The 14,868-nt window shown below is 69.8% G+C and carries 13 protein-coding genes; 8 read left to right on the forward strand and 5 right to left on the reverse strand.

From position 1 onward, the window contains the following. Positions 1 to 17 precede the first annotated feature (17 nt). Both PSQ40_RS03455 and PSQ40_RS03460 read left to right on the forward strand, forming a co-directional pair. Positions 18 to 767 (forward strand): electron transfer flavoprotein subunit beta/FixA family protein, encoded by a 750-nt coding sequence (locus tag PSQ40_RS03455; RefSeq protein ID WP_273948871.1) that lies wholly within the window; start codon positions 18 to 20, stop codon positions 765 to 767. Positions 768 to 769: 2 nt separating this feature from the next. Continuing rightward, positions 770 to 1,702, forward strand: coding sequence for an electron transfer flavoprotein subunit alpha/FixB family protein (locus PSQ40_RS03460; protein ID WP_273948872.1), 933 nt, complete (start codon positions 770 to 772; stop codon positions 1,700 to 1,702). A 149-nt stretch (positions 1,703 to 1,851) separates the two neighbouring features. On the opposite strand, the gene PSQ40_RS03465 is transcribed toward PSQ40_RS03460, so the two are convergent. After that, positions 1,852 to 4,416: a DEAD/DEAH box helicase gene (locus PSQ40_RS03465; RefSeq protein WP_273948873.1), complete on the reverse strand. Its 2,565-nt coding sequence runs from the start codon at positions 4,414 to 4,416 to the stop codon at positions 1,852 to 1,854. Positions 4,417 to 4,548: 132 nt separating this feature from the next. Between PSQ40_RS03465 and cobT the strand changes: the two genes are divergently transcribed. After that, positions 4,549 to 5,625, forward strand: coding sequence for a nicotinate-nucleotide--dimethylbenzimidazole phosphoribosyltransferase (gene cobT / locus PSQ40_RS03470; RefSeq protein ID WP_273948874.1), 1,077 nt, complete (start codon positions 4,549 to 4,551; stop codon positions 5,623 to 5,625). Between the two features lie 67 nt (positions 5,626 to 5,692). Here the strand turns inward: cobT and PSQ40_RS03475 are convergent, their stop codons facing one another. Then, entirely contained in the window at positions 5,693 to 6,826 is a 1,134-nt protein-coding gene (locus PSQ40_RS03475; protein WP_273948875.1) for a GGDEF domain-containing protein, read from the reverse strand. Between the two features lie 250 nt (positions 6,827 to 7,076). Here PSQ40_RS03475 and PSQ40_RS03480 point away from each other — a divergent pair, with 250 nt between their 5' ends. The 4 genes from PSQ40_RS03480 (at position 7,077) to PSQ40_RS03495 (ending at position 11,000) form a co-directional block, all read left to right on the forward strand. Further along, positions 7,077 to 8,279 carry a CaiB/BaiF CoA transferase family protein gene (locus PSQ40_RS03480; protein WP_273948876.1) on the forward strand — a complete coding sequence of 401 codons (1,203 nt, stop codon included), beginning with the start codon at positions 7,077 to 7,079 and terminating at the stop codon, positions 8,277 to 8,279. 82 nt (positions 8,280 to 8,361) lie between these two features. Continuing rightward, positions 8,362 to 9,390 (forward strand): tripartite tricarboxylate transporter substrate binding protein, encoded by a 1,029-nt coding sequence (locus PSQ40_RS03485; protein WP_273948877.1) that lies wholly within the window; start codon positions 8,362 to 8,364, stop codon positions 9,388 to 9,390. After that, positions 9,390 to 10,427, forward strand: a complete 1,038-nt coding sequence (locus PSQ40_RS03490) for an AraC family transcriptional regulator (protein ID WP_273948878.1) — start codon at positions 9,390 to 9,392, stop codon at positions 10,425 to 10,427. Before PSQ40_RS03485 ends, PSQ40_RS03490 begins: the two co-directional genes overlap by 1 nt. Positions 10,428 to 10,607: 180 nt before the next feature. Then, entirely contained in the window at positions 10,608 to 11,000 is a 393-nt protein-coding gene (locus PSQ40_RS03495) for a VOC family protein (protein WP_273948879.1), read from the forward strand. A gap of 220 nt (positions 11,001 to 11,220) precedes the next feature. On the opposite strand, the gene PSQ40_RS03500 is transcribed toward PSQ40_RS03495, so the two are convergent. Genes PSQ40_RS03500 through PSQ40_RS03510 form a run of 3 tightly spaced genes read right to left on the reverse strand, consistent with a single transcriptional unit; the run spans position 11,221 to position 14,061 of the window. Beyond that, positions 11,221 to 12,222, reverse strand: a complete 1,002-nt coding sequence (locus tag PSQ40_RS03500; protein WP_273948880.1) for an NADP-dependent oxidoreductase — start codon at positions 12,220 to 12,222, stop codon at positions 11,221 to 11,223. 54 nt (positions 12,223 to 12,276) lie between these two features. Further along, entirely contained in the window at positions 12,277 to 13,242 is a 966-nt protein-coding gene (locus tag PSQ40_RS03505) for an alpha/beta fold hydrolase (RefSeq protein ID WP_273948881.1), read from the reverse strand. Positions 13,243 to 13,272: 30 nt separating this feature from the next. Further along, entirely contained in the window at positions 13,273 to 14,061 is a 789-nt protein-coding gene (locus tag PSQ40_RS03510) for an SDR family NAD(P)-dependent oxidoreductase (protein WP_273948882.1), read from the reverse strand. A 224-nt stretch (positions 14,062 to 14,285) separates the two neighbouring features. Between PSQ40_RS03510 and PSQ40_RS03515 the strand changes: the two genes are divergently transcribed. Beyond that, positions 14,286 to 14,861, forward strand: coding sequence for a TetR/AcrR family transcriptional regulator (locus PSQ40_RS03515; protein ID WP_273948883.1), 576 nt, complete (start codon positions 14,286 to 14,288; stop codon positions 14,859 to 14,861). The last annotated feature ends 7 nt before the right edge of the window (positions 14,862 to 14,868 follow it).

Below are 14,868 nucleotides of genomic sequence, written 5' to 3' on the forward strand. Positions count from 1 at the left end.
AGAAAGAGGAAAGCCCAATGAAGATTCTCGTCCCCGTCAAACGTGTGGTGGACTACAACGTGAAGGTCCGGGTCAAGTCGGACAACACGGGTGTGGACATCGCCAACGTCAAGATGAGCATGAACCCCTTTGACGAGATCGCCGTCGAAGAAGCGGTGCGCCTGAAGGAAAAAGGCGTGGCCACCGAGGTGATCGCGGTGAGCTGCGGCGTGACCCAGTGCCAGGAGACCCTGCGCACGGCCATGGCCATTGGTGCCGACCGCGCCATCCTGGTCGAGACCGACGCCGAACTGCAGCCCCTGGCCGTGGCCAAGCTCTTGAACGCGCTGGTGGCCAAGGAGCAACCGGGCCTGATCATCCTGGGCAAGCAAGCCATTGACGACGACGCCAACCAGACCGGCCAGATGCTGGCGGCCCTGGCCGACCTGCCCCAGGCCACCTTCGCCAGCAAGGTCGAAGTGGCCGGCGACAAGGTCAACGTCACGCGCGAAATCGACGGCGGCCTGGAAACCCTGAGCCTGTCGATCCCGGCCGTCATCACCACCGACCTGCGCCTGAACGAGCCGCGCTACGTGACGCTGCCCAACATCATGAAGGCCAAGAAGAAGCCGCTGGAGACGGTCAAGCCCGAAGACCTGGGTGTGGACGTCAGCCCGCGCCTGAAGACCCTCAAGGTCAGCGAGCCCCCGAAGCGCGGCGCTGGCATCAAGGTGCCCGACGTGGCCACCCTCGTGAACAAACTGAAAACTGAAGCCAAGGTGATCTGACCATGACCGCACTTGTTATTGCCGAACACGACAACCAAAGCATCAAGGGCGCGACCCTGAACACCGTCACCGCCGCGGTGCAAGCCGGTGGCGATGTGCACGTGCTGGTGGCCGGCCACAACGCCGGTGCTGCTGCGGCCCAAGCCGCCCAGATCGCCGGTGTGAGCAAAGTCATCCACGCCGACAGCGAAGCCCTGGGCCACGGCCTGGCCGAGAACGTGGCCGCCCAAGTGCTGGCGATTGCCGCCAACTACAGCCACATCCTGTTCCCGGCCACCGCCGGGGGCAAGAACGCCGCGCCGCGCGTGGCGGCCAAGCTGGACGTGGCGCAGGTCAGCGAAATCAGCAAGGTCATCAGCGCCGACACCTTCGAGCGCCCGATCTACGCGGGCAACGCGATCGCCACGGTGCAAAGCACGGACGCCACCAAGGTGATCACGGTGCGCGGCACGGGCTTTGACGCGGCAGCGGCCACCGGCGGCAGCGCGGCCATCGAGACCATCGCGGCAGCGGCCGACAGCGGCAAGAGCGCGTTTGTGGGCAGCGAGATCGCCAAGAGCGACCGCCCCGAACTGACGGCAGCCAAGATCATTGTGTCGGGCGGCCGGGCGCTTGGCAGCAGCGAGAAGTTCAACGAAGTGATGACGCCGCTGGCCGACAAGCTGGGCGCGGCCATCGGGGCCAGCCGTGCGGCGGTGGACGCGGGCTACGCGGCCAACGACCTGCAGGTGGGGCAGACGGGCAAGATCGTGGCGCCGAGCCTGTACATCGCGTGCGGCATCTCGGGGGCGATCCAGCACTTGGCGGGGATGAAGGACAGCAAGGTGATCGTGGCGATCAACAAGGACCCGGAGGCGCCGATCTTCAGCGTGGCCGACTACGGTCTGGAGGCGGACCTGTTCGCGGCGGTGCCGGAGCTGGTGGCCGCGCTGTAAAGCACGGTGATCGGTGGGAGCCGTTTCTGACGCCCCCCGCCAGCGTCCCCCGAAGGCACCGCTTGCGGTGCCTTTTTTTTCGCCGGGTCGCGGCGCCCCTTGCCGCACCGAGGCCCCCTGGGCCAGGCACAAGTCCGGTTGGGCAGGCGTCAGGCGTCGGGCGCCAGGGGGCGCAACAGCCCGTCGAGTTCGTCGGGGCTGAACTTCAGGCCTTGCGGGCCGTCCTCCCCCAGCACGCCCTCGGCCAGTCGGGCCTTGCGTTGCTGCAATTCCAGCATGCGCTCCTCGATGCTGCCCCGCACCACCAGGCGGTACACCCACACGGTCTGGGTCTGCCCGATGCGGTGGGCGCGGTCGGTGGCCTGTTGCTCCACTGCGGGGTTCCACCACGGGTCGAGGTGGATCACGGTGTCGGCGGCGGTCAGGTTCAGGCCGGTGCCCCCGGCTTTGAGGCTGATCAGGAACACGGGCGCCTGTCCGTCCTGAAAGGCCTGAACCAGAGGCCCGCGCTGGGCGGGCGGGGTGTCGCCGGTGAGCGTCAGCCAGCCGATGCCCAGGGCGTCCAGGGTCTGGCCGGCGCGTGCCAGCAAGCCCGTGAACTGCGAGAACACCAGCACCCGGCGCCCCTCGGCCACCAGCTCGGGCAGCATTTGGGCCAGCGCCTCCATCTTGGCGCTGGGCATGCTGGCGGGCAGGGTCAGGCCGGGCACCAGGGCCGGGTCGCAGCAGACCTGGCGCAGCTTGAGCAAGGCGTCCAGGATGCTGATCTGGGCGCCCGCGATGCCCTGGCGGTGCAGCACGCGGCGCACCAGGTGGTCGGCCGCCACCCGCACGCTCTCGTACAGCTCGCGCTGGGCGCCCTCCAGGGTCACCGGCAGGGTGACCTCGACCTTGTCGGGCAACTCACGCGCCACCTCGGCCTTGCGCCGGCGCAGGATGAAGGGGCGCAGGCGCTCAGCCAGCAAGCGGGCGCGCAGGCTCTCGCCGTTGACCTCGATGGGCTTGCGCCAATGCTGCTGAAAATGCCGTGCGCTGCCCAGGAAGCCCGGCATCAAAAAGTCAAACAGGGACCACAGTTCGCCCAGGTGGTTCTCCATCGGCGTGCCGGTCAGGCACAGGCGGTGTTCGGCCTGCAACTGGCGCAGCGCGCGGGCGCTGCGGCTGTCGGCGTTCTTGACCATCTGCGCTTCATCGAGGATCAGCAGCTGCCAGGGCTGACGCTGCAAACGGGCCAGGTCGCGCCACAGCAAGGCGTAGCTGGTCAGCACCACCTGGTGCCGGGCGATGTCGGCGAAGCGTTCATTGCGCTGCGGGCCGTGCAGCGTCAGCACCCGCAGGCTGGGCGCCAGCCGGGCCAGTTCGGCCTGCCAGTTGAAGATCAGCGAGGTGGGCAGCACCACCAGGGCGGGCTGGGTCAGTCGGCCGGCCTGGGCTTCGAGCAGCAGGTGGGCAATGGTCTGGGCCGTCTTGCCCAGGCCCATGTCGTCGGCCAGCACGCCATGCAGGCCTTGGGCGCGCAGGTACTGCAGCCACGCCAGGCCTTGCTGCTGGTAGGGGCGCAGCGCGATTCCCAGGCCGGCGGGGGCGGCCACGGGCGGCGGGCTGCCGCTTTGGCGCAGCCGCGCCACCCAGGCCGCCAGCCCCTCGCTGCCTTGCACATGCCAGGGCGGGCCCGCGTCGGCCGCGCCGAGGCTCACCTGGGGGGCCGCCAGCGCCGGGTCCTGCAAGGCCTCCAGGCGGGGCAGGTCCCAGTGGGACAGGCGCCAGGGGCCGGGGGGGCGCTGCGGGTCGGTCAGCAGGTCCAGCAGGGCCGCCACGATCTTCTTCAAAGGGGCGGCCGGGGCTTCGATGCGGCGCCCACCGGGCGCGCGCAGCTGGATCAGGGCGTGGTCGTCGATCCCGAACAGGGCGTCGGCGCGCAGCCAGCGCGCGTCACGCCGCAGCAGGTCGGCCAGCAGCGGGGCCAGGTCCAGGGTTTCGCCCTCGATGTCCACGCCCAGCGACAGGAACCAGGCGCCCTGGCGTGGCGGCAGGCCCAGCGGGCCGATCTCGGGCGCGCGCACCCCCAGCGGGCCCGCCACCTCGTGGCCCAGCAGCTCGCCGGTGTCGGGCTCGACGCGCACGCGCCAGGCTTCCACAGGCACGCTCAGGTGCGCAAAGCCTGGGCGCAGCAGCACCCGCCAGCCCTCGGTCTGCAGGGCGGGCACCTGGTCGGCCCACCAGTCGGCAAAGTCACCCTCCTGCACCAGGGTCCAGAGCTGTTCGGCCCGCGCGCCGGGCAGGGCGGCGTCGGCGGCTTCGGGCACCCGCCACTGCAAGGTGTCGGCCGGCAGGGGGCGCAGGCCCAGGTGGCGCACGCGGTCGGCCGCCTGGGACTCGGCGGCCAGGTCGCGGTGCAGCAGCACCGCTTGGCCTTGGGCGTCGACCAGGCGCTCGGTGGGCAGCGGGCGGCTGTTCAGCACGGTCCGGGGGGCCGGGGTGGACCACAGCAGCTGCTCGCCCTCCAGGTACAGCCAGTCCACCCAGACCACGGTCACGCTGTCGCCGCGCGGGCCGAACACGCCGTCGCGGCACATGCCCAGCAGGCCGTCACCCCGGCCCAGGGTTTGCAGGGTCAGGCGCGGGGTCAGCTGGCCGCGCACGGTGCGCAGGCCGGGGCGGCGGGGCAGGGGGGCGTTCAAGGCGGAGGGCAGGGGCGGGGTCGCAGCGGGCATGGTCTGGATTGTCGCCGTGACCGGGGCAGTGCGGGACTGGGGGCTGTGGGCCCCGGGGGGGCACCTGATCCGGCCGGGCGGGGGCTGGCTCGGTGGACAATGCAGGCCCTGCTGATTTCCTCTCCGACTGCCATGTCCGATGCCCTGAATTTCTTGACCCCTTGCCTGCCCGAGGTCGCCGACCTGAGCGACCCCGCGCTGAGCCAGCGCCTGCAGCACCTGCTGGACAACAAGACCAAACCCGTGGGCGCGCTGGGGCAGCTGGAGAGCCTGGCCTTGCAGCTGGGGCAGATCCTGGGCACCGAAGCCCCCCAGTTGCGGTCGCCGCAGATGCTGGTCTGCGCGGCCGACCACGGCCTGGCGGCCCGCGGCGTGTCGGCCTACCCCAGCGATGTGACCTGGCAGATGGTGGAGAACTTCCTGGCCGGTGGGGCCGCGGTCAGTGTGTTGGCGCGCCAGCATGGCCTGGCCTTGACCGTGGTCGACTGTGGCGTGCGGCACGACTTTGGCCCGCGCCCCGAGCCCGCCCCCGGCGCCGCGCGACTGCTGGTGCGCAAAGTCGGCCCCGGCACAGCCGATGCCAGCCTGGGCCCGGCCATGAGCGAGGCCGAGTGCCTGCAGGCCGTGCGCCAGGGCCGCGAGGTGGTGGCCGGCTTGCCGGGCAATGTGCTGCTGCTGGGCGAGATGGGCATTGGCAACACCTCGGCCGCGTCCCTGTTGCTGGCCTGGTGCAGCGGCCGCCCGGTGGCCGAATGCACGGGGCGCGGCACCGGGCTTGACGAGCCGGGCGTGGCGCGCAAGGTGGCCGTGCTGGAGCAGGTCATGGCCCGCCACGCCGCGCTGCGTGACCCGGCCCAGGCCCTGGCTGCCTTGGGTGGCTTCGAGCTGGCGACCCTGGTCGGCGCTGTGCTGCAAGCGGCGGCCGAGCGCCGGGTGGTGTTGGTCGACGGCTTCATCACCACCGCTGCGGTGCTGATCGCCTGTGCCCTGGTGCCCACAGTGCGCCAGCGTTGCGTGTTTGCCCACCAGTCGGGCGAGCGCGGACACGCGCTGATGCTGCAGCAACTGGAGGCGCGGCCCCTGCTGTCCTTGGGGCTGCGCCTGGGCGAAGGCTCGGGGGCGGCGCTGGCCTGGCCGCTGTTGCAGTCGGCGTGCCTGGTGCTGGCCGAGATGGCCAGTTTTGCCTCGGCCGGGGTGTCGCAGGCCTGAGGGCCTCGGCTGGACCTCGCTCGCTGGCGTTCAACCGGGCCGGCGGGTGGGCCCCTGGTGAGGCTTGTCAGGCCTCGCAGACGCGGTTGCGGCCCTCGCGCTTGGCCTGGTAGAGCGCGCTGTCGGCGCGTGCCAGCATGGCGTCCAGGGTGTCGTCGGGGCCCTGGGCCGTGGTCAGGCCAATGCTCACCGTGCAGGCCAGTTGCGGGGACGAGGGCGCGGCCTGGCGCACCCGCTCGGCCACCACGCGGGCGGCCCGCGCATCGGTGGCTGGCAGCAGCACCAAGAACTCTTCGCCACCGTAGCGCCCCAGCTGGTCCGGGCGGCGCAGCACGGCGCGGGTGCGGTTGGCAAAGTCGATCAGCACCGCGTCACCCTGCTGGTGGCCCAGGCGGTCGTTGATGTCCTTGAAGTTGTCCAGGTCCAGCATCATCAGCGACAGCGGCTCGCCGTAGCGCTGCAGGCGCGCCAGTTCGTTGTCGGCCAACTCGAGCACGGCGCGCCGGGTCAGGGCCTCGGTCAGCGAGTCGTGGCTGGCCACATGCTCAAATTCGCGGCGCAGGCGCTCGGTGGCCAGCAGCACGGCGCCAATCGTCAGCATCTGCACGGCCATGGCGTTCGACGACACGTACAGCACCTGCAGCAGGCCGGGCTCCATCATGCTGTGGCCGGCCAGGCCGGCCAGCACGCTGATCAAACGCAGCAGCAGCACCGAGGTCTGCAGCCCCATCGCGGCCAGCGTGAAACGCTGGGCAAAGCTGCTGGGCTGGCGCATCAGGAAGCGGATCTGGTCCAGGAACAACCCGCACAGCAGCGTGTTCACCACCAGCAGGCGCACCCCGTAATCGGGCATCACCATGGTGAACCAGGCCACCACCGGCGTGCTGACCAGCACCACACCGGCCCAGAGCTTCCAGCGCGCGCGACCCGTGAAGAAGTGTTGCAGGCCGACGTAGAACAGCAGGGTGCCGGCCAGCAGGATCAGGTTGGCCAGCACCACGGTGAGCCATTCCGACGCGTGGCCGCGCAGGCCATACAGCAGCGCGGCGGCAAACCAGGCCAGCGGCGACGTCGCCAGCAAGCGCAGGCCCCCTTGCAGCTTGCGGGGGTAACTGCGGCGCACGAAATAAAGCACCAGGGCCATCACCAGGCCCATCAGGCCAGACAGGGTGATGATTGAACGGGGATCCAAAACCGACATGGCAAAGCAGCGGGCTCAGGCCCGGAAATGAAGCGCCTCGGGGCGCGGACAGCAGTCGGATGAGGGCATGAAATCAGTATACGGGCCGCTTCAGGGACTCAACGGCCAGGCGACGCCACGGAAAACCCCTAGCTGTGAACTTTCCCGCCAATGGCATTGATCTGGCGTGCCATTGTCGCCACGCCCCCCGCCTGCCTAGACTGGTTTCCCGCCCGGACACCGTCCGGCATTCCCTGGAGGCCTTGTCTGCATGAGCATCGTTTCTGCCCCCACGGCGCCCTCGGCCCGCCCGGCCCCCCAGGCCTCCCAGGGGGCGCCCCTGCGCGGTGTGCGCGTGCTGGACCTGACCCGGCTGCTGCCCGGCCCGGTGTGCACCCAGCACCTGGCCGACCTGGGCGCCGAGGTCATCAAGATCGAGGACACCGGCGCCGGTGACTACGCGGCCGCCCCGGTGCGGGCGCTGGTCAACCGCAACAAACTGGGCTTGCGGCTGGACCTCAAGCAGCCCGCCGGCCTGGCCGTGCTGCAGCGCCTGGTGCGCGAGGCCGATGTGCTGGTGGAGGGCTTTCGCCCCGGCGTGATGGCGCGCCTGGGCGCGGGCTACGAGGCCCTGGCTGCGCTGAACCCGCGTCTGGTGTACGTCAGCCTGACCGGTTACGGCCAGACTGGCCCGATGCGCGACGCCGCCGGCCACGACCTCAATTACGCGGGCTGGACCGGCGTGGCCGAGCAGATCGGCCAGCCGGGCCAGCCCCCGGCCCTGTCCAACCTGCCGGTGGCCGACCTGCTGGGCGGCACCATGACCGCGGTGATGGGCCTGCTGGCGGCCTTGTTCGACGCCCAGCGCAGCGGCCTCGGCCGCCATGTGGACATCGCCGTCGCCGACGGGCTGCTGGCCCATGCGGTGCTGCCGATGGCGGCGGTCAACAGCCGCGGCGCCACCCAGCCGCCGGGCCAGGGCAAGTTGACGGGCGCCCTGCCGTGCTACGCCCTCTACACCGCGGCCTGTGGCGGTCACCTGGCGGTGGCGGCGCTGGAGCGCAAGTTCTGGGACCTGTTTTGCCTGCAACTGGGGCGGCCCGACCTGCAAGGGCAGCACCAGCCGGCCAGCGCGGCCGAATGCGAGGTGGTGCGGGCCGAGGTGCAGGCCCTGATCGGGGCCCAGACCCTGGCCTGGTGGACCGAACGCCTGGCCGAGGTCGATTGCTGTGTCACCCCCATCCTGAAGCTCGAGCAGGCGCTCGCGCTGCCCCACTTTGCCGCGCGCGGCATGGTGCTGCCGATGGCGGGCGGGGGGCGTCAACTGGCCTGCCCGGTGCGCATGACCGGCTTTGAGTTTGAACTGCGGCACCCGGCCCCCGCGCCGGGGGAGCACACCGAGGCGCTGCTGGCCGCCGCGGGCTACAGCGCCGCCGAACGCGAGGCGCTGCGTGCCCAGGGCGCCGTGGCCTGACGGGATTTGGAACCCCCCGGGTCAGCACGCCACAGAGCCTGCGCCCGGGGGGATGGGTTTTCAACCACAAGGAGACATCACCATGCGGACCATCTTCACCCCGGCGGCGCTGCGGCGTGCGCCGTCACGCCCCCGGCGGGCCCTGCTGCAGGCCGCGGGGCTGGCTTGGGCTGCGGGCCTGGGTTGGGGCGCCGCCACCCCGGCGCCGGCGTTGGCGGCCGAGGGCTTTCCGAGCCGACCGATCACGCTGATCCTGCCCTTCCCGGCGGGCGGCGCCACGGACGTGCAGCTGCGGGCGCTGGCCCAGGCGGCCTCGCGTGAGCTGGGGCAGCCGATCCTGATTTCCAACCGCCCGGGCGCGGGTGGCACCCTGGGGCCGGCCGCCATGGCGCAGACCGCGGCCCCCGACGGCTACACCATCTCGCTGGTGGCGGCCAACCTGTTCCGACTGCCGCACATGATGAAGGTCACCTTCGATCCGGTGGCCGACTTCACCTACCTGATCTGCCTGACCGGTTACACCAACGGCCTGGTGGTGCGCCAGGACGCCCCGTGGCAGACCTTGCAGGACTTGCTGGCCGACGCGCGCCGCCAGCCTGGCGTGATCACCTATGGCAGCACCGGCAAGGGCAGCGGGGGCCACATCGCGATGGAGCGGCTGGCCCGCGCCACCGGCGTGCAGTTCAACTTCATCCCTTACAAGGGCATGGCCGAGGAGACGGCCGCCTTGCTGGGCGGGCATCTGATGGTGATCTCCGACCCGGGCTGGGGCGCTTTGGCCGAGTCGGGCAAGGCCCGCGTGCTGGCCACGCTGGGGGACGCGCGCCTCAAGCGCTGGCCCCAGGTGCCCACGCTGCGTGAGCTGGGCCACGACATCGTGGTCAACTCGCCCATCGGCCTGGCCGGCCCCAAGGGCATGGACCCCAAGGTGGTCAAGGTCTTGCACGACGCCTTCCGCAAGGCCATGAGCGACCCGGCCTTCACGCGCGCGCTGGAGCAGAACGACCAGGTGCCGATGTACCTGAGCGCCGAGGACTACAGCCGCTTCGCGGCCGAGCAGACCGCGCGTGAGAAGGTGTTTGTGCAGGAACTGGGACTTAAACTCGACTGATGTCGCCAGAGGTCACCACCCGCCACACCATCGCCATCCTGCAGGTGAATCAGATCCTGCAGGGGTTTGTGGCCCGCGGCGGCGACGCGCAACGCCTGCTGCGCCGCGCCGGCATCGTGCCGGCCCTGCTGGCGTCGCCGCTGTCGCGCGTCACCCAGGCGCAGTACGCCGCGCTGATCCAACTGCTGAGCCGCCACACCCGCGATGAACTCTGGGCCCTGTGCAGCCAACCGGTGCGGCTGGGCCATTTCAGCCAGGTGTGCCGCCTGCTGGTGCATTGCCGCACGCTGGGTGAGGCGCTGCGCACCGGCTTTCGCTACTACCACCCGCTGCTGTCGGACTTTGTGCCGCGCCTGGTGGTGCAGGGCGGTCAGGCCTCGGTGCGCCTGGTGTCGACCAGCCCGCGCGACCCCGAGCGCGGCTACGCCGACCGCACCTTCTGCTTCTTCACCTATGGCCTGGCCTCGTGGCTGGTGGCGCGCCGCATCCCCGTCAGCGAGGTCATGTACCGGCACCTGGACAGTGGCTACAGCAGCGACGCGGGGCGCCTGTTCCAGGCCCCGGTGGTCTATGGTCACCCCTGGGTCGGCTTCCGCTTCGACGCGCGCTGGCTCGACCTGCCGGTGGTGCAGAACCCGCAAAGCCTCGAGGAGTTTTTGCGCCAGGCCCCGGCCAGCCTGCTGATCAAATACCGCGACCAGACCAGCCTGACCGAGCGCATCCGCCGCCTGCTGCGGCGCCACCTCAGTGGCGAGATGCCGTCGCTGGAATTCGTCAGCGAGTACCTGGCGATGACGCCCCAGACCCTGCGCCGCCGCCTGCGCGACGAGGGCCAGGGCTACCAGGCCATCAAGGACGACCTGCGGCGCGACGCGGCCATCGAGTACCTGCACCAGCCCGAGCTGACCTTGTTGGACATTGCCAACCGGCTTGGGTTTTCGGAGGCCAGCACCTTCCACCGCGCCTTCAAGGGCTGGACTGGCCAAGCACCGGGGGTCTACCGGCAGACCCGCTTGCAAGCCAACCCGCCCCCTTGAGCCCAGGCGCTGACACGGCGCGCGGCACCCACCAGGCGTGGCACGCCGGGGTGGGCAGGGTCGGCAGGCGGTGCTGGGCTGCGGCCCCGGCACGGGCCTGGGTACCATGCGGCTTGGCCGTGGCGCGCCAGCCCCTCCGCCGACCGCCTGCCCCTTCATTTTTGGAACCCTGGACTGCCCATGAAACTTGGCTACACCATCGTCTACGTGCCCGACGTCGCTGCGTCGCTGGCGTTTTTTGAGCAGGCCTTTGGCCTGACACGCCGTTTCCTGCACGACTCAGGCACCTACGGCGAGCTGGCCACGGGCGAGACCACCTTGGCCTTTGCCGACCATGCGCTGGGCCATGCCCACTTTGAGGGCGGTCACGTGGCGGCCTCCGAGTCGGCCCAACCCCTGGGCATGGAACTGGGCCTGGTCACCTCCGATGTCGCGGCCGCCCATGCGCGGGCGCTGCAGGCCGGGGCCCGGGAGCTGGCCGCCCCGAGCCAGAAGCCCTGGGGCCAGGTGGTGTCCTACTTGCGCTGCCCGGACGGCACCCTGGTCGAGCTGTGCACGCCCATGGGCGGGTGATTGTGTGGTGGCGATGGCGGGGTGGCCAAGGCGGGAAAACATCGCTCTGTGATCGCTCAGAAGCCATTGAAGCATCGGTCTCGTTGCGCGTTCCCGCGCTGGAGAGGCGGGCGCGTTGCACGCCATGGGCGCGGCGCATGAAGTCTGGTGGCTGTCAACCGCCTTCAGGCCGTGCTCGCGAGTCCGCCGAACAGGTTTTGGCCATGCGGGCCGCGCCCCCTCACCGGATCTGGACGACCACCTTCCCCTTGGCCCGCCCCTGCGCCAAATAGGCCAAGGCCGCCTGGGCCTGGTCGAAGGGGAAGACCTTGTCGATGACCGGGCGGAGGCTGCCCGCGCTCAGCAGCGCGCCGATGTGAGCCAACTGTGCGCCATCGGGGCGCACGAACAAAAAGCCGTAGTCGATCTCTTTTTGTCGAGACCGCTGGATGATCTGGCGGCTCATCAGGCCGAACACCAGCTTCAGGATGACATTGAGCTTTCTGGCTTCGGCAAAGCGGGCATCGAGCGGGCCCACGAGCGAGACGATCCGGCCACCAGGCTGGAGGATGTTCAGTGACTTTTCGATGGCATCGCCCCTGACGGTGCCCAGCACGGCATCGTAGCCGCGCAGCACTTGCGAGAAGTCTTGCGCCTTGTAGTCGACGATCTCGTTGGCGCCCAGGCTGCTGACCAGCCCGATGTTGCCCGCGCTGACCGTGGTGCCCACCTGGGCGCCCAGGTGGCGAGCCAGCTGGATGGCCATGGTCCCGATGCCGCCCGAGCCCGCCGGGATGAACACCTTTTGGCCAGGGCGCAGCTGGAGGCGCTCCGTCAGCGCTTGCCACGCGGTCAGCGCCACCATGGGAATCGACGCCGCCTGCACAAAATCCAGGTGGGGTGGCTTCAGCGCGGCCGCGCTTTCTGGCACGGCCGCGAACTCGGCCAAAGACCCCTTGCCCGAGTCAAACAGGCTGGCATAGACCTCATCACCGGGTTTGAAGCGCGTCACGCGGCGGCCCACGGCCACCACCACGCCCGCCAGATCGCTGCCCAGGGTCGCCGGAAACGTGAAGTGCAGGATCGGCTTGAAGGTGCCTGCCGTGACCAGGTTGTCGATGGGGTTCAAGGCGGCGGCGTGGACCTGAACCAGCATCTCGTCTGGCTGCAGCGTGGGGGGCGCCACCTCGCTGAACCCGATGTCGGGCGACTTGCCGTAGCGTTGGAAGGTGAGTGCTTTCATGTCTGCTTTCGTGTTCTTGGGGTCTCGGAGGGGGGGCTGGCCCCGCCGCGGTGCTCAGTGGGACAGGAAGGCCCGTGCCTTGGGCACGAAGTCTTCGTGGTACTGGAAGATGCCGCCGTGCCCGGCGTCCGGGTAGAGGATCAGCTGTGCATGGGGCAGCCGCTGCGCCAGGTCGCGTGAGTTGCCCGTGGGCACCATCCGGTCGTCCTCGCCATTGGCCACCAGCACCGGTTGTTGGATGACCGAGAGGGCGGCCGGGCGCTTCTGTCCCCAGGCGGCCAGTGCCTGCAGCTGCGACACATAGGCCCACAGGCTGATGGGGGCATCGCGGTGGTCTGTGCGCTCCTGCAAGCGCTGGAGGAAGGCCTGGCCGGATTGGATGCCTTCGGCGGTGCGGGTGAAGAAGAGGTACTGCTTCGGGTCCTGGCCCGTCAGCGTGGCCCGGACGAGGTCGCAGTTGGCCACCGCCGCCACCGTGCTGATGCCCGCGCCCCCGGCGGGGCCGGTGCCTGCCAGGATCATCTTGCGCACGCGTTGAGGTTCCTTGAGCACGATCTCTTGTGAAATCATCCCGCCCATCGAAAAGCCAAACAGGTCGACCTGCTGGAGCCCCTTGGCGTCCATGAAGCGGAGGGCGTCGTCGGCCATTTGTTCGATCGTGTTGGCCGGGGCGCCGGTGGAGGCCCCCACGCCCCGGTTGTCGAAGGCAATGACGTGGTGTTGGGCGGCCAGCCCATCGACGATGCGCGGGTCCCAGTTGTCCAGCACGGCGGCCAGGTGGGCGAGCAGCAGCACCGGCGTGCCACCGTGGTGTTGGCCGAGTTCACGGTAGGCGAAGCGCACGTCGCCGGCCGTGACCTGGCGCGTTGGAACGTTCTTCCAGGTCTCGCCTGCTGCCTGCTGGGCCACCCGTCCCAGCCCGCCGTTGGCTGGGGGTTCACCCGCTGAGGTGTTGGCCCCGGCCAGGACGCCAGACAGCACCAGCGCAAGGCACGTTGATTTGAAAACGAGGTGGTGCATTGCAGGGCTCCAAGGGGGCGGGTGCCTGGCTCAGGCCTGGGCGCGGTAGCGGTCGGCCGCATGGCTCTGCCGGATGTCCGACAGCAGGCCTTGGCGTGCGCCGTCCAGGGCGTCCCAGCGTTGGGCCACATGGAGTGGCGGGATGGTGACGAGTTCGCGGCGGTCATAGCCGATCAGCGCTGCGTCGACCAACTCGCCCACCTCCATGACCTCAGGGAGGGTGTTGATGTCAACACCGGCGCGCTGCCAGATCTCGGTGCGCGTGGCCGCCGGCAGCACCGCTTGCACATAGACCCCCTTGGGCGACAGCTCCACGTTCAAACCTTGTGACAGGAACAGCACGAAGGCCTTGGTCGCGCCATACAAGGTCATGCCGAACTCGGGCGCCAGGCCCACCACGGAGCCGATGTTCACGATGGCGCCCGTGCCGGCCTGTGCCAGGCGGGGTGCCACGGCGGCGGCCAGCCGGGCCACCGCCGTGGTGTTGAGGGTGATCAGCTGGTCGATGTCGGCTGCGCTCAGTTGCAGGAAGCCGCCGGACTGGGCCATGCCGGCGTTGTTGATCAGGATGCCGATGCGCGCGTCCTCGCGCAGGCGGGTTTCGACCGCGGCCAGGTCAGCCGGCTGTGTGAGGTCGGCCGGCAGCACCTCGACCGGCACCCCGTGGGCCTGGCGTAAGCCAGCCGCCAGGGCATCGAGCCGGGACTGGTCGCGCGCGACCAGCACCAAAGGGTGGCCGCGCTGGGCGAAGCGCTCAGCGTAGACAGCGCCAATGCCGCTGGAGGCGCCGGTGACGAGGACAGTGGGGAGGGTGGTCATGAGGTCTTGCTCCTGGCACAGGGTGCCGATGGGGGTCGAAGTTGAGTGGACTTGGCCGCGTTCTGGCTCGCCTGAGGCGGCCGGTGTTCGTGGTCAGGGTGCACCGCGGGTGCGGTGTCACCAGGTATTAATGATGATGTTCGTAATCTAAAAAGTCAATACTTTGATGATGATCGACATCAATATAGAATCGCCGCACCGCAGTACCACGAGGCAAACAAGCGATGAAAGTCACCAAGGCACAAGCGCAGGCGAATCGGGCCCATGTGGTGGAAACCGCGTCCCAGTTGTTCCGTGAGCGCGGCTACGACGGCGTTGGCGTGGCGGATCTGATGGCTGCAGCGGGTTTCACGCATGGCGGCTTCTACAAGCAGTTCGGCTCCAAGACCGACTTGATCGCCGAATCCACGGCTTGCGGCATCGCCCGCACGGTGGCCTTGACGGGCGGTGGGGTGGATCCGGCGGCCTTCGTGAGGCTGTATTTGTCCCGTGAGCACCGCGACGGGCGCGGAACGGGTTGCACCCTGGCCGCCTTGGGGGGGGACGCGGCGCGTCAGCCCGAGGCCGTGCGAGCCGCTTTTGCGGCCGGCGTCGAAAGCCTGCTGGAGGCCTTGAACGCTGGCGCCGACACCGATCCCGGCGCGGCCCCCGAATCGCGCGCCAGGTCCTTGAACATGCTCTCGACGGCGGTGGGCGCGATCATCCTGTCGCGTGCCTGCCCAGACGATTCGCCCTTGGCCGACGAGGTCTTGGCGGTCTGCCGCGAGGCCCTCCTCGGCGCACTGGCAGGGCCTGCGTGAGGGCTGC

The sequence above is a fragment of the Curvibacter cyanobacteriorum genome, assembly GCF_028649475.1.
Classification (GTDB): Bacteria; Pseudomonadota; Gammaproteobacteria; order Burkholderiales; family Burkholderiaceae_C; genus Curvibacter; species Curvibacter cyanobacteriorum.